The 13526-nt window shown below is 72.9% G+C and carries 14 protein-coding genes; 7 read left to right on the top strand and 7 right to left on the bottom strand.

Annotated features, from left to right (window positions below; all coding sequences use genetic code 11):
• Window positions 1-2 precede the first annotated feature (2 nt).
• Together GTY67_RS02360 and GTY67_RS02355 are read right to left on the bottom strand one after the other, a co-directional pair.
• Window positions 3-1625: an NAD(P)/FAD-dependent oxidoreductase gene (locus GTY67_RS02360; protein ID WP_161277601.1), complete on the bottom strand. Its 1623-nt coding sequence runs from the start codon at window positions 1623-1625 to the stop codon at window positions 3-5.
• Between the two features lie 45 nt (window positions 1626-1670).
• The gene (locus GTY67_RS02355; RefSeq protein WP_093694545.1) at window positions 1671-2150 is read right to left on the bottom strand and encodes an SRPBCC family protein; all 480 of its coding nucleotides are present in this window, start codon (window positions 2148-2150) and stop codon (window positions 1671-1673) included.
• A 388-nt stretch (window positions 2151-2538) separates the two neighbouring features.
• Between GTY67_RS02355 and GTY67_RS02350 the strand changes: the two genes are divergently transcribed.
• From GTY67_RS02350 to GTY67_RS02340, 3 genes are all read left to right on the top strand, one after another.
• Complete coding sequence (locus tag GTY67_RS02350; protein WP_161277600.1) at window positions 2539-3330, top strand: SigB/SigF/SigG family RNA polymerase sigma factor; 792 nt, start codon at window positions 2539-2541, stop codon at window positions 3328-3330.
• A 191-nt stretch (window positions 3331-3521) separates the two neighbouring features.
• Complete coding sequence (locus GTY67_RS02345; RefSeq protein ID WP_161277599.1) at window positions 3522-4712, top strand: zinc-dependent alcohol dehydrogenase; 1191 nt, start codon at window positions 3522-3524, stop codon at window positions 4710-4712.
• Window positions 4713-4748: 36 nt separating this feature from the next.
• Window positions 4749-5795 (top strand): NAD-dependent epimerase/dehydratase family protein, encoded by a 1047-nt coding sequence (locus GTY67_RS02340; RefSeq protein WP_161277598.1) that lies wholly within the window; start codon window positions 4749-4751, stop codon window positions 5793-5795.
• Window positions 5796-5942: 147 nt separating this feature from the next.
• On the opposite strand, the gene GTY67_RS02335 is transcribed toward GTY67_RS02340, so the two are convergent.
• Complete coding sequence (locus GTY67_RS02335) at window positions 5943-6737, bottom strand: RNA polymerase sigma factor SigF (protein ID WP_161277597.1); 795 nt, start codon at window positions 6735-6737, stop codon at window positions 5943-5945.
• Window positions 6738-7178: 441 nt separating this feature from the next.
• Here GTY67_RS02335 and GTY67_RS02330 point away from each other — a divergent pair, with 441 nt between their 5' ends.
• Window positions 7179-7973 carry a VOC family protein gene (locus tag GTY67_RS02330; protein WP_343238634.1) on the top strand — a complete coding sequence of 265 codons (795 nt, stop codon included), beginning with the start codon at window positions 7179-7181 and terminating at the stop codon, window positions 7971-7973.
• Between the two features lie 226 nt (window positions 7974-8199).
• Here the strand turns inward: GTY67_RS02330 and GTY67_RS02325 are convergent, their stop codons facing one another.
• From GTY67_RS02325 to GTY67_RS02315, 3 genes are all read right to left on the bottom strand, one after another.
• Window positions 8200-8865 (bottom strand): HAD family hydrolase, encoded by a 666-nt coding sequence (locus tag GTY67_RS02325; protein WP_161277595.1) that lies wholly within the window; start codon window positions 8863-8865, stop codon window positions 8200-8202.
• A gap of 66 nt (window positions 8866-8931) precedes the next feature.
• Window positions 8932-9405 carry a DUF5709 domain-containing protein gene (locus tag GTY67_RS02320; protein ID WP_093693733.1) on the bottom strand — a complete coding sequence of 158 codons (474 nt, stop codon included), beginning with the start codon at window positions 9403-9405 and terminating at the stop codon, window positions 8932-8934.
• A gap of 40 nt (window positions 9406-9445) precedes the next feature.
• Complete coding sequence (locus GTY67_RS02315) at window positions 9446-9772, bottom strand: plasmid stabilization protein (protein WP_093693732.1); 327 nt, start codon at window positions 9770-9772, stop codon at window positions 9446-9448.
• A 604-nt stretch (window positions 9773-10376) separates the two neighbouring features.
• Here GTY67_RS02315 and GTY67_RS02310 point away from each other — a divergent pair.
• Entirely contained in the window at window positions 10377-10616 is a 240-nt protein-coding gene (locus GTY67_RS02310; protein WP_093693731.1) for a DUF5133 domain-containing protein, read from the top strand.
• 67 nt (window positions 10617-10683) lie between these two features.
• Here GTY67_RS02310 and GTY67_RS02305 read toward each other — a convergent pair whose 3' ends face one another.
• The gene (locus tag GTY67_RS02305; RefSeq protein ID WP_093693730.1) at window positions 10684-11415 is read right to left on the bottom strand and encodes a GAF and ANTAR domain-containing protein; all 732 of its coding nucleotides are present in this window, start codon (window positions 11413-11415) and stop codon (window positions 10684-10686) included.
• A gap of 254 nt (window positions 11416-11669) precedes the next feature.
• Here GTY67_RS02305 and GTY67_RS02300 point away from each other — a divergent pair, with 254 nt between their 5' ends.
• Both GTY67_RS02300 and GTY67_RS02295 read left to right on the top strand, forming a co-directional pair.
• Entirely contained in the window at window positions 11670-12158 is a 489-nt protein-coding gene (locus tag GTY67_RS02300) for an STAS domain-containing protein (protein WP_093693729.1), read from the top strand.
• Window positions 12159-12769: 611 nt separating this feature from the next.
• Window positions 12770-13504 (top strand): GAF and ANTAR domain-containing protein, encoded by a 735-nt coding sequence (locus GTY67_RS02295; protein ID WP_093693728.1) that lies wholly within the window; start codon window positions 12770-12772, stop codon window positions 13502-13504.
• The last annotated feature ends 22 nt before the right edge of the window (window positions 13505-13526 follow it).

The raw sequence follows: 13526 nt of genomic DNA, 5'->3' as shown, positions 1-13526 counted from the left end.
CCTCAGGCCCGGCCGCCCCGCCCCCGGCGGCTCATCATCCGCTGGGCCGTGCTCAGCGCGGTGGCGGTGGCGTGGGTCGAACGCAGCGCCGCCCGGGCCGCGTTGGCGCCCGGGGCGCCGTGGACGCCGCCGCCCGGGTGGGCGGAGGCGGAGGCCAGGTACAGGCCCTTCACCGGGGTCTCGGGGCGGCCCGTGCCCGGCACCGGGCGGAACACCGCCTGCTGGTGCAGCGCGGCCGTGCCGCCGTTGATCGCGCCGTGGTGCAGGTTGCGGTCGGCCGCCTGGAGGGTGGGGGGTGCCAGGACGCGGCGGGACCGTACGCGGGTGCGGAAGCCGGGAGCGTACCGCTCCACCTGCTCCTCCACCCGGTCCGCCATCCGCTCCCGCTCGGCTCCGTCCCACGCGCCGGACAGGCCCTCCCCGCCCGCGTCCGCCTTCACGTGGGCGGGCACATGGGTGTAGGCCCAGGCCGATTCGGTGCCCCGGGGCGAGCGGGTCGCGTCCGCCGTGGTCATCTGGCCGAGGAGCAGGAAGGGGCGGTCCGGGATCAGGCCGCGGGCGATCTGGGAGGCCCACCGGCTGAGTTCGTCGACGCCGTCCGCCAGGTGCACGGTCCCGGCCGTGGCCGCTGCCGGGCTCTCCCACGGGACGGGCCCGTCGAGTGCCCAGTCCACCTTGAACGTGGCGAAGTCCCACTGGAACCGGCGCAGGTCGTCGAGGAGCCGGTCCGGCAGATGCTCCGCGCCGACCAACTCCCCGTACAGGCTGGGCGCGGACACATCGGCGAGTACCGCCCTGCGGGCCGGGACCGCGTCGCCGGAGGCCGTACGGACGCCTACGGCACGGGCCTGCCGTACGACGACCTCGGTCACCCGCTGCCCGCACCTCACCCTGCCCCCGCGTGACTCCAGCCGCCGCACCAAGGCCGAGGTGAGGGCACCGGCGCCGCCGACCGGGACCGGGAAGCCGTGGAACTGCCCCAGCATCGACATCAGCCAGCCGAAGCCGCCGCTGCCCGCCGCCTCGGGGGCCAGATCCGCGTGCAGCGCGTTGCCCGCCAGCAGGAGCCGTCCGCCCTCGCCGGCGAACTCCTCCTCGCCCAGTCTGCGTACGGGGAGGATGAGGCTGCGGGCCAGCCGCAGCCCGCCCGCCGCCCGCAGCCGGGCGAGCAGCTTGGTACCGGCGACGACGGGCGGGAAGGGGGAGAAGAGGGAGGCCACGATGTCGTCGCCCAGGCGGTCCCAGAGGGCGCACAGGTCCAGCCAGCTCTGCCCGTCGCCGGGGGCGAAGCCGTCCAGGCCCTCGGCGGTGACCGCCCGGTCGCCCTCCAGTACGGCACAACTGCCGTCCGGGAGTGGGTGGGCGAGGACCCGGGGCGCCCGGCTCCAGCGGAGCCCCTCCCGTTCCAGCTCCAGGGCCGCCAGCACCGGGGAGACCGCCGCCAGCGGGTAGAACGAGCTGAACAGGTCGTTGACGTAAGCCGGATCGACCCCCCGGTCGCTGCGGACCGCGCCGCCCGGCTCGTCCTGCTCCTCCAGGACCTCCACGGACCAGCCGGCGTCCGCCAGCACATTGGCGGCCACCAGGCCGTTGGGCCCGCTACCGATCACTACTGCGTCGACCATGGCATCGTCCTTCGCCCGGGAGCACGCCTGGCGGGTGGCCCGGGATCAGTCGGCGGGTGCGGCGACGCGCGGGCCGCCGTCCGGTTCTGCGGCCGTCACGCGTTCCACCAGCCGGGCGAGGCGCGCCAGCATGGTGCGGTGGCGGAGCTGGAGCAGGGTGTCCAGCAGCGGATTGTGGAGCGTGCCGCCCAGGCCGCGCAGCGGGTGTTCGTCGACGATCACGAGGGTCCGCCCGCCCCACGGGCGGATGTCGAAGGCGATCCGGGCCGTGCCCCAGGGGCCGCCCTCCGCCTCCAGCTCCAGCGTCCCCGGCCGGTCGATGTGCCGGACGACCGTGCGCCCCTCGAACCGCTTGGGCCCGACATGCACGTGGTACGTGATCGACGAGCCGGTCTCGGGCCAGTCGCCCTGCTCCGGGCGGGAGTCCGAGGTCCCGACCACCCAGTCCCCGTACCGGTACCCGTCCTCCAGGACCGCCCAGACGGCGGCCGGCGGACGGTCGATGAGGTGGTGACGTACAGCCATGACCCTCCTCGGTCGGCACGGCGGGCGGCCGCGCACGGTGGGTACTTCCGCACGGGGCTCCCCGTCCGGCGGACACTCCGTTCCCGCGTGCAATTCTGCCCCGGCGCGGGCGATCCCGCCGTTCGGCGAGCACCGCCGGGCGCCGGAGCCCGGCACCGCCGAACACCCACCGGGCGGGCGCGGGCGGGGGGCGGCCGCCCGGGTGAATGACAGGCCCGCCCGTTTTCGCGGCCGTCCCGGCGTGGCAAGGCCACGGAGTGCTTCGGAGGTGAGGTACGCCCCGGCGACGGCTGCCGTGCGGGTCGCGCTCGCTGACGTAACGACTCGCTCCGGCGCCCGCGCCTCCCGGCGACAGCGATCTTGTACGGCGAGGAGTTGAGCCGCCCCCATGCCCGAGGAAAGCCGGTACGCCGACGACCCCGACACGGCAGCGGATTTCCGGCGTCTCCTGGAGCTGCCCGGCGGGGCCACGCGGGAGCGGCTGCGAGGCGAGATCATCTGCGCCTGGCTGCCCATGGCCCACCGGCTGGCCGCCCGCTACCGCAACCGCGGCGAGACGCTGGAGGACCTGCGGCAGATCGCGGCGATCGGTCTCGTCAACGCCGTGGACCGCTACGACCCCGAGATCGGCCGCGCCTTCGCGCCCTTCGCCGTCCCCACCATCACGGGGGAGATCAAACGGCACTTCCGGGACCGCATGTGGTCGGTGCACGTCCCCCGCCGGATCCAGAACCTCCGCAACGTCGTCCGCCTCGCCCACGCCGAACTGGCCGCCATGGGCATCACCCCCTCGGCCGTCCGGATCGCCGAGCACACCGGGCTGAGTGAGGAGGACGTACGGCAGGGGAGCGAGGCGCTGCACGGCTTCAGCGCCCTGTCCATCGACGCGGAGACCGCCCCCGACGGCAGCGAGCTGCTCCTCGGGGACCGGCTGGGGGTGGTGGACGAGGCGTACGACCTGGTGCTGGACCGCGAGGCGGCGAAACCGGGCATCCGCCGGCTCGCCGAGCGCGAGAGGCGGGTGCTCTACCTGCGGTTCTTCGCCGGTATGACCCAGAGCGCCATCGCCGCCGAACTGGGCCTCTCGCAGATGCACGTCTCCCGGCTGATCACCGAGTCCTGCCGCCGCATCCGCGAGAGCGCCCGCGAGCAGCCCGGGGAGCAGCGCATTCTCGTGTGACAGCCGCCGGTCCGATGTGTCCGATGTGACAGGCCGGCTGTCACCCGCACGGCCCGCCCGCCCGTCCGCCCATCCGTCCCTCCGGCAGGACGGGACCGTGTCCGCCGTGCCGCACAGCGGTGTTTCACCAGGAGCCCCGTGGGAACCCGGCACTCGTCCATCACCCTTGGGGGGAAGCGAGGAGTGGCACCGTGCGCGCACTGACCTACCAGGGAAAGCGGGACGTCCGGGTGGAGACCGTTCCGGACCCGAAGATCCAGGATCCGACGGACATCATCGTCAAGATCACCTCCACCGGGATCTGCGGCTCCGATCTGCACCTCTACGAGGTGCTGGGCCCCTACCTCGATCCGGGCGACATCCTCGGCCACGAACCGATGGGCATCGTCGAGGAAGTGGGCCCCGAGGTGCACTCCGTCGCCCCGGGGGACCGGGTGGTCATCCCCTTCAACGTGTCCTGCGGGCACTGCTACATGTGCGGTCAGGGACTGCACTCCCAGTGCGAGACCACCCAGGTCCGCGAGCGCGGCTCGGGCGCCGCCCTCTTCGGGTACACCAAGCTCTACGGGCAGGTGCCCGGCGGCCAGGCGGAGTACCTGCGGGTGCCCTTCGGCAACGATCTGCCCATCAAGGTGCCGCACGGCCCCTCGGACGACCGGTTCGTCTACCTCTCCGACGTGCTGCCGACCGCCTGGCAGGCCGTGGAGTACGCGGACATCCCGCCCGGCGGCAGCGTCACCGTCCTCGGGCTCGGCCCCATCGGGGCGATGGCCGCACGCATCGCGCTCCACCGCGGCGCCGGCCTCGTCATCGGCGTGGACCTCGTCCCCGAACGCCTCGACCGGGTCAGCGCGTACGGGGCCACCTGCCTCGACCTGCGCCGGTACGACAAGGGCAAGGACCTCGGCGACGCGATCCGGGACCTCACCGACGGGCGCGGCACGGACGCCGTGATCGACGCGGTCGGCATGGAGGCCCACGGCGCGCCCGTCGCCAAGGCCGCCCACGCGGCGGTCGGCCTGCTGCCCGACAAGGTCGGCCGGCGCCTGATGGAGACGGCGGGCATCGACCGCCTCACCGCCCTCCACACCGCCATCGACCTGGTGCGCAGGGGCGGCACGGTCTCCATCTCCGGCGTCTACGGCGGCTCCGCCGACCCGATGCCGCTGCTGACCATGTTCGACAAGCAGATCCAGCTCCGCATGGGCCAGGCCAACGTCAAGCGCTGGGTCGACGACCTGCTGCCGCTCCTCGTCGACGGCGACCCGCTGGGCGTGGACTCCTTCGCCACCCACCACCTGCCGCTGGAGCAGGGGCCCCAGGCGTACGAGACCTTCCAGAAGAAGGCCGACGGCATGATCAAGACCCTGCTCGTCCCCTGACACCCCTGACCTCGACCCCGACGGAAGGAACCTTTCATGGAGACCACCGGACGGCCCGGCGGCAAGCGGATCGTGGTCACCGGCGCCACCGGCAACGTGGGGACGAGCGTCGTCCGCGCCTTGGCCGCCGACCCCGGGGTCGACTCGGTCCTCGGCCTGGCGCGCAGGCGGCCCGCAGCGGAGATCGCGGGGGTCGAGTGGGACACCGTCGACCTCTCGCGCGAGGACAGCGAGGAGCGGCTCACCGGCCTGCTGCGCGGCGCGTACGCCGTCGTCCACCTGGCGTGGCGCTTCCAGCCCACCCACGACCCGGTCACCACCTGGCGGAGCAACGTGCTCGGCTCCCAGCGGGTCTTCCGTGCGGTGGAGCGGAGCGGGGTGCCCGCCCTGGTGCACGCCTCGTCCGTCGGCGCCTACTCCCCGGGCCCCAAGGACGAGCCCGGCGTGGACGAGCAGTGGCCCACGCACGGCTGGCCGGACGCGGCCTACTGCCGGGAGAAGGCCTACCTGGAACGCGTCCTGGACACCTACGAGCTGCGGCACCCGCAGATCCGGGTGGTGCGGATGCGGCCCGGTTTCCTCTTCAAGGAGACGGCCGCGCCCGAACAGCGCCGCATCTTCGCCGGCCGCTACGTCCCCGGCAACCTCCTCCGCCCCGACCTGCTGCCGTTCGTGCCCGACCTGGAAGGGCTGCGGTTCCAGGTGCTGCACACCGACGACGCCGCCGAGGCGTACCGGCTGGCCGTCCTCAACGACGTACGCGGCCCCTTCAACCTGGTTGCGGACCCGGTGATCGACGCCCGCGCGCTGGCGGAGCTGCTGGACGCCCGGATCGTACGGATCCCCAGGGCGCTGGTGCGTACGGCGCTCGCGGGCGCCTGGCGGGCCCACGCCGTACCGGCCTCCCCGCACCTCTTCGACGCGGTGCTGCGGCTGCCCGTACTGGACTCCACCCGGGCGCACGAGGTCCTGGGCTGGCACCCGGCCCGTACGGCGCAGGAGGCGCTGAACGCGTTTCTGCACGGGGTGCGGGAGGGCAAGGGCGAGGACACCGCACCGCTGGCCGGCCGGAAGGTCGGCTGAGGCAGAGCAGGGGCAGGGCCTGGCGACGACGGCGACCTTCCGGGCGTCGCCCGGCTGCCCGAGCGGGGTGCCGGGCCGGTCCGTGCCCTCGGTCGACCAGGGCGTCGACCCGGCCCGGCGCGTGCACCACCCCGGCGGCGCGTCCCGTCACGCGGCTTCCCTGAGGGCCCCGGCGCGAACGCGCTCGCAGGATCGGCTGATCAGGCGGGAGACGTGCATCTGGGAGATGCCGAGGCGTTCGGCGATGCCGAGCTGGGTCATGTCGCGGAAGTACCGCAGATAGAGAATGGTCCGCTCGCGCTCCGGCAGCCTGCGCAGCTCCGGCTTGACGGCCTCGCGGTCGACGGCGACGTCCAGGGCGTGATCCCAGGAGCCCAGCCGGTCGGCCAGGGGAACTCCACCGTCGGCACCCGCCGGTTCGGCGTCCAGGGACAGGGCGCTGTAACTCTCCAGGGCCTCCAGACCGAGCAGCACGTCCTCCTCGGCGAGGCCCGCCTCCGTGGCGATCTCCGCGCAGGTCGGGGCCCGTCCGCCGAGCCGCTGGGCGAGATCGCGGCGCGCGGTGCGGACCCGGTTACGGAGGTCCTGGACCCGGCGGGGCACATGCACGTCCCAGGTGTGATCACGGAAGTGCCGCTTGATCTCGCCGGTCACGGTCGGCACGGCGTACGTCTCGAAGGCCTTGCCCCGGGAGGGGTCGTAGCGGTCCACCGCCTTCACGAGCCCCATCGCGGCCACCTGGCGCAGGTCGTCCATCGACTCACCCCTGCTGCGGAAGCGGGAGGCCAGCCGGTGGGCCATCGGCAGCCAGGCGCAGATGATGTCGTCCCGCAGCGCGTCCCGCTCGGCCCCCGGAGGAAGGGCGCTCAGCCTCTCGAACGCGTCGTCCGTGGGCGGGGTGCTCGCATCCGAGAGGAACCCGGGGGTAGGTGCAGCCTGCATGGTGGTCACTCCTCGACGGCTGAACGCTGACGATGCTCGGTCGCCGCAGGAGCACACATGACCGGACAGATGCGGCCCGGGACTCCCACGGGCGCCTCATGTCCGAAGCACGGTTCAGCTCATACCCGTATGGATCAGGTCCAAACGTGTGAAAACCGGGTGAGTAGGTCCCGAGGCTACGGTCATCTGCGGCATTCACGGTGTATGGCCCGGTCCGAAAGGGGTACCCGCCTCGGCTGAGCCACCCCACAGATCCCGGACGCTCGGAGGCCGAGCCGGCGGGCGGCCCCGGAGCCGTACCGCGCCGGCCCACCGAAGGGGACCACCCACGGGCGGCAGCCGGTACCTGAGGGCGGGCGGAGGGGGCCCGAGGCGGCTGCCGACAGGCGGCTCCCGATCCGCCGGCGCCGAACGGCCCACCGGCCCGAGGAGACGATGACCATGCCGATCACGACCGAGGCCCGGCCCGTGCGGGGCGCGCCCTGCTGGGTCAACCTGCTGGTGCGTGACCTCCCCGCCGCGCAGGCCTTCTACGCCGGCGTGCTCGGCTGGAAGTTCGACGACTCCGACCTGCTGGGCGAGGGATTCTCGGTCGCGCTCGCCGACGGGCGCCCCGTCGCCGGTATCGGGGCCCGCTCCCCCTTCCTGGCCGCCCCGACGGTGTGGACGCCGTACTTCGCCTCCGCCGATGTGAACGGGACCGCCGACCGGATCCGCGAGCGGGGCGCGACGGTCGCCGTCGGTCCGCTCGCCGTGGGGGAGGGGCGGGCGGCGATCGCCTCCGACCGGGACGGCGCCGTCTTCGGGATCTGGGAGGGCGCCGCGCCCCTCTGGTCGGGTGTCGCGGGCTCCCTGCCGTGGCTGGAGCTGTGGACCCGGGACGCCTTCGAGGCCGCCCTGTTCTACGGCGAGGTCTTCTCCTGGCCGCGCCCCGGGCCGGACGGCGTCGATGTCGCGTACGAGGAGGAGCAGATCGTGGCCCGGGTGGGCGGGCGGCCCATGGCGGTCCTCTCCGGCGGGGCCGTCGGCAGCGCCCCTGACCCGAGGATCCGCCCGCGGTGGATCGTCCACTTCCAGGTGGACGACGCCTCACGGGCGGCGGCCCAGGCGGACCGGGCGGGCGGAAAGACCTTCCCTTCGCCCGGTGTACGAAGCTCCGAGTACGTCGTCCGGGATCCGGAAGGAGCGCTGTTCACGGTGGCGGAGGAGGCGGGCGTCTCCGGGACCGGCACCTGACCCGGCCCGTCCGCCGAAGGCCCACCCCGGCGGCCTGCGGAGGCCCCCCGAGGCCTAGAGCCTGTCGTCGAACTGCCGTCTGCTGTGCGGCGCCCGGCACGCACTCCCCCCCCCAAAGCTCTCGGCTTCACTTGAGCAGGGGACCCCCTCCGGCGCCTTGCGATCGCACGCACCGGACGCCGCGCGGCCGCCCTTCGGGCGACGACGGCAGTTTCGACGACAGGCCCTAGGCGGACCCGAACGGGCTGTCGTCCAGGCGGGCGAGCAGCTCGGCGACGTCCCGGAAGACCGCGTCCGCCCCCGCCGCCTCCAGGTTAGCCCGCGGAATGCCGCCCGACAGCAGCGCCACCGACCGCACCCCCGCCCGGGACGCCGCCTCCATGTCCCACACCGTGTCCCCCACGAACACCGCCTGCTCGGCACCCACACCGGCCAGCTCCAGGGCCAGTTGTACGGGTTCCGGGGCGGGCTTGCCCTCGTCCACGTCGTCCGAGCTCGCCGTGTCCTTGATGGCCTCGTCCGCGTCCACCGCCCGCCGCAGGCCCGCCAGCTCCGGCCCGCTCGCCGAGGTGGCCAGGACGACCCGCCAGCCGCGCCCGGCCAGGGTCCGCAGCAGATCGCCCGCGCCCTCGAAGGCGGGGAGGCGGTCGACGTACGTCCCGTAGAGCGCCTTGTGCGCGGAGCTGATGGCGGAGTCCTGGCCGGGGTCCCGGTCCGTTCCCAGCAGCCGTTCGATCAGATCACCGGAGCCGAGGCCCACCGCCCGGTGGATGTCCGGCATCGGCACGGTGTGCCCGGCCTGCCGGAACGCCTCCCACCAGGCCACCACATGCAGATGGTTGGTGTCGGTGAGCGTGCCGTCCACATCGAAGATCGCCGCGCCTGCTGCCATGTCGCCCCTGGTTCCTTCGCTGCCGTGTGCCGCTGCCGTGTGCCGTATGGGCGGTCCGGAGGGTGGTCAGGCTTCCCGGCCTCCGCCGTCCTCCTCGTCGGCCACGTGCACGGCAGCCTCCTCGGCCGACGCGGCGCCGCCGTCGATGCCGACGTCCTCGGCGAAGACATCGGTGTTCCGGCCGGTCGCGTCGTCGGCCGCCGTGAGCCGTCCGGCCCGCGCGTCGCCGTCGATCCGGTCCTGCGGCTCGCCCTCGCCGTCGGTGACATCGCCGATGCCGTCACCGGCGGGCGGTTCGACATCCGCGACCTCCTGGGCGAGCCGCTGGTCGAGGGATTCGCCCTCGCGCTCCTCCGCGCCCGTGGTGCCGAACTTGTTCACACCCAGAGGACGTTCCGGAGGGGAGTACCCCTCCTCCATCTGGTCGTCCAGATCACGTTCGCCGAGCGTGTTCTCCAGGTCCAGCTCGTCGTTGGGCGGGTCCTGGCCGTCGTCGTCCTGCGGCTGGTACACATCGTCGCCGCGTGCTTGGTCGCTCATGCGTCCTCCTCTGCGTAGGGCTCGTCGGCTGTACGGAAGGTCAGCGTCCGAGGGCCTTCCGCAGCTCCGCCTTGTTCATCGAGGAGCGTCCGTCGATGTTCTTCTTCTTCGCCTCCGCGTAGAGCTGGTCCTTCGTCGGCCCCTGCGCGCCCCTGTGGGAGCGCTCACCACCGCGTTCGTAGGCGGACTTCGGGTCCTTCGTCGACGTCCTGCTCGCCGTCTCCGACTCACCGGACCGGGCCCGCTCCTTGTTCACCGTCCGGGCGGCGATCTCCTTGGCGCGCTTCTCGGAGGTCCCCCGCTCCTCCTGGCTCTCCTTGATGTGCTCGTACTGGCGTTCACGCTTCGCGTTGGATCCAGCAGGCATGAGGTACTCCTTCTCCGTATCGATCCCCCGAGGGACGCCCACCCGCGTTTCCCGTACGAGCCCCAATAAACAATGCCGTGAGGAAAGGGGCACGCCCGTCCCGGGGTTCCGCGTCCACTGGAGTGACGCCTGTTCCGCAAAGGGCAAGTTCCGCAAAGGGGCAGGACTCATTGCCCCGAACGGCGCCGAGGGCTGCTTTCCGAACCCGCCGGCGCCTGAGTTCCGCGTACGCCGGATACCTTGTAGGAGGAGTACCCATGGTCCGGACCGTAAACATGTGGTCGGACCGTGAGCATGTGGTCCGGTCGGCGAAGGCGGTCGGCAAAGCCCTTACGCTTGCATGAATCGCGTTCGGCTGGGCACAGTTATAGGGCAGAGGTCAGGAAGCGGCCGGCTCTCGTCCGTCCGCATTCCTCCAAGTGAGCCGTGCTGTCACCGGGTCACCCGCGATACCTCTCCCTTCTGTATTCGGCATTACCCCGGGCATGCGCGACGCGCCGCTGACGGCGTGCCGTCGTATGTCCGCTGCTCGTCCCAGGAATGCTTTCCGCGCCCGTCCGACCCCCGCGGGTGCCCTTGTGCAGTGAGAGAAAGGCAGAGCGCGATGCTGATGGCACACCCCGCGGTACTCGAGGAACTTCTGCGCCGCTACGAAGAACTCCGCGCACAGCGCGGCCAGGGCGGCGACGGGGTGGCCCGCAGGCTGGAGGACGTGAGCTACACGCTCTGCGTCTCCACCGGGACCCGTGAGATCGCCGCCGCGCTCGCCGCCGCCCGTGAGCAGCTGAGACGCCACGCCCCGGGACGGAACACCCCGGCCGGCACCACCTCGGTCCCCGCCTGAGGGTCACCGAAGGTCCCTGAGGATCTCCGAGGACGTCCCCGCCCGCGGATCCGGATCCGCCCGGGGATCAGGGTCGGGGGCGCAGCCGGGGGCCGCCCGGCGGCACGCCCCCCGAGATGGATCCGACGAGCTGCGCGCAGAGGTCGCGGAGCTTGATGTTGCGGTGCTGCGAGGCGCTGCGCAGCGTCTGGAGCGCCTCCTCGGGGGTGCAGCGCCGCTGGTTCATGACGATCCCGGCCGCTTGGTCGATCACCGTGCGCGACTGGAGAGCCGCCTGGAGGTCGGCGGTGAAGGTCTGGGTGTCGGAGAGCCGTTGGGCCAGGGCGATCGCCCCCGTCGCCTGGGCGGCCAGGTCGCGCAGACCGCCGAGATCGGCCTCCTCGAAGCCGTTCACCTTGGGCGAGTACAGATTCAGTGCGCCAGCGGTGTGGGAGTGGGCGGCGATCGGAAGCGAGAGCGACGACCTGGTCCCGGCGGCGACGGCGAAGGCCGGATAGCCGTTCCAGCGGTTCTCCACCTGCATGTCGCCGACGCTGACCTCGTGCCCCTCGCGCAGGGCTTCGAGACAGGGTCCGTCGTCCTGCCCGTACTGCGCCTCGTCCAGCGGCGGCGCGCTGATCCCCGCGCTGACCACGGTCAGGGGCCGGTTCTGCCGCTCCAGCGTGATGCCGCAGCCGTCGGCGCCCGGGGCCTTCACGAGCGCGTTCTCGGCCAGCGCCTGGAGGAACTCGTCCAGCGTGTCGCTGTCCAGGAGGAGGGAGACGAGGTCAGGCGTCCCGGGCGTGAGGGCGTCGGTCATGGTCGCTCCCTTCCGGGCCGGAGCCCTTGCAGCCAGCATGGCACGATACGGGAAGCCGCGTCGCGGCCCCACCGGGGACGGACCCGGGCCGCCCCGCACGGAGAACCCGAGGACCACGCCGGGTGAAGAAGCCCGGCGAGGAAACCGACGAAGAAACCCGGATCGAGGGGTGTCGAAGGCGGAGGCGGCGGGCAGGCGCAGACCAGAGGTCAGGAAGCGGCCTGCCCGTCGGCCTGCCTCCACGGAGTATCACGATGTCTTTGCTCAGCTACCGCCTGGACGAATCCCACCTGGTCGTCGAGTTGTGGGAGGTCGTCGACCTCGACAACGAACCGGCGATCGAACAGGAGCTTCTGACCCTGCTGCCCTGCTGCGGCCCGAACACGCTCATCGTCGACGTCCTCACCCCCCTGCTCACCCCGCGTGCCCTCGGCGTGCTGCTGCGCGTGCGCGGCGAGGCCGAACAGCGCGGCGTGTCGATCGCGGTGGTCGCCAGGCACGAGACGGCGCGCGAGGTCCTGAGCGCCGCGGCGCTCAACCGGGTCCTGCGCGTGGCGTACAGCCTCCAGGGCGCCGAGCTCCGCAGCCGGGGATGCCGCCCGGGCGCCGACGCACCCCGCAAGGGGAGACTGCGGCAGCGGCTGGAGCAGCGGATCACCCCCTCGGACCCGCCCCCGCCCCCGTCCCGCGCGGTCGGACCGTACGCCGACACGTCCCTGCCGCGCTTCCCCCGGAGGCGATGACGGCACGGGGCGTCAGGCCCCGGGCGCACGGCGGCACTTTCCGGCCGCGTCGGCCGGTGCTTACCGACGCCGGGCCGACCGTGGCGGCCGAGAGGGCATAATGAAGGGCTGGAGGTCAGGAAGCGGCCCTTGAGATTTCTTCCTGCCTCCTTGGAGTTTCTGTGAACCGCTCTCTCCCGCGTCGTGCTGTCGCGGCGGCCCCCGCCATCGGTGCTTCCGGCCCGGTGCGTACGCCCGCTCCGGCCGCCCGAAGTCGCCCGTCCGTGACGGGGCGGCGCGCTCCTCACAGAGAGCTCCACACCTTCCGCAGAGACCGGCCGACGCCCGCCCTCGTGACGACGGGCCCGTCCGCCGACGTGTCCCGTGCCCGTCGCACGACGCCGGGCCGGCCCCTTCCCCGCAGAACCATCAGCAGTCCTGTGACGACCGCCGGTGGCGCGCCCGCCCTCGCACGGCCCTCGCTCACCCACGTCTGAAACCCCCGCCGCACGCCCGGAGCCTGTCCCAGGCACCGGTGCGTCGGTGGAGGTTGCCCTGTCCCAGCGGCCCCGGACTGCGCCGCGCCAGCTCTGCCCCGCCCTTTCGGGAGGCGGGTCACCGCCCAGAACGAGATGATCATGACTGACAGGCCCGTGGCCGAGGCGCCGGACACGACCGCGCTGCTCCTGGAGACGAAATCGCTGGACGAGTTCCTCCACGCACTCGCCCGCAGCGCCCTGGCCCTGGTGGAAGCGGCCGACGGATGCGGCATCACCCTGGAGAGGCAGGGGCGCCCGGTCACCGTCTCCAGCGCGGGAGCCTCCGCCACGAAGCTGGACGAGGCCCAGTACGGGCAGGACGACGGCCCGTGCCTCCAGGCGATGCGCACCGGCCTGGAGGTCAGCGTGCCCGACACGCTCCGGGAGAGCCGCTGGGCCGACTACCCCGCCTACGCCGCGGTCTGCGGCGCCCGGTCCTCGCTCTCGCTGCCCATCGCCCCGCACAGCCACACCGCCGGAGCCCTCAACCTGTACGCGCCGCTCCCCAACGCCTTCGACGACGCCGACCTGACGGCCCTGCGGCTGCTCACCGCACAGGCCACCGGAGCCATCGCCCTGGCCCAGCGCATCGCCGACACCGAGGAGTTCGCCGCCGATCTGGAGGCCGCGCTCCAGTCCCGTACGGTCATCGACCAGGCGATCGGCGTGGTCGTCGGCCAGCAGCGCTGCACCCCGGAGAAGGCCTTCGAGGTCCTGCGTACGGCATCCCAGCACCGCAACGTCAAGCTCCGGGTGCTCTGCGCCGAGCTGATCGCCAGCATCACGGGCGAGACTCCCCCCGAGGCGCGCATCCAGCCCCGAGGGTGACGTGCCGTCGGGCGGCGGCACG

It is taken from the genome of Streptomyces sp. SID8374 (assembly GCF_009865135.1).
In the GTDB taxonomy this organism is placed as follows: Bacteria; Actinomycetota; Actinomycetes; order Streptomycetales; family Streptomycetaceae; genus Streptomyces.
The sequence above is the reverse complement of the archived record's forward strand: the minus strand, read 5'-3'. Positions and strand labels throughout refer to the sequence as shown.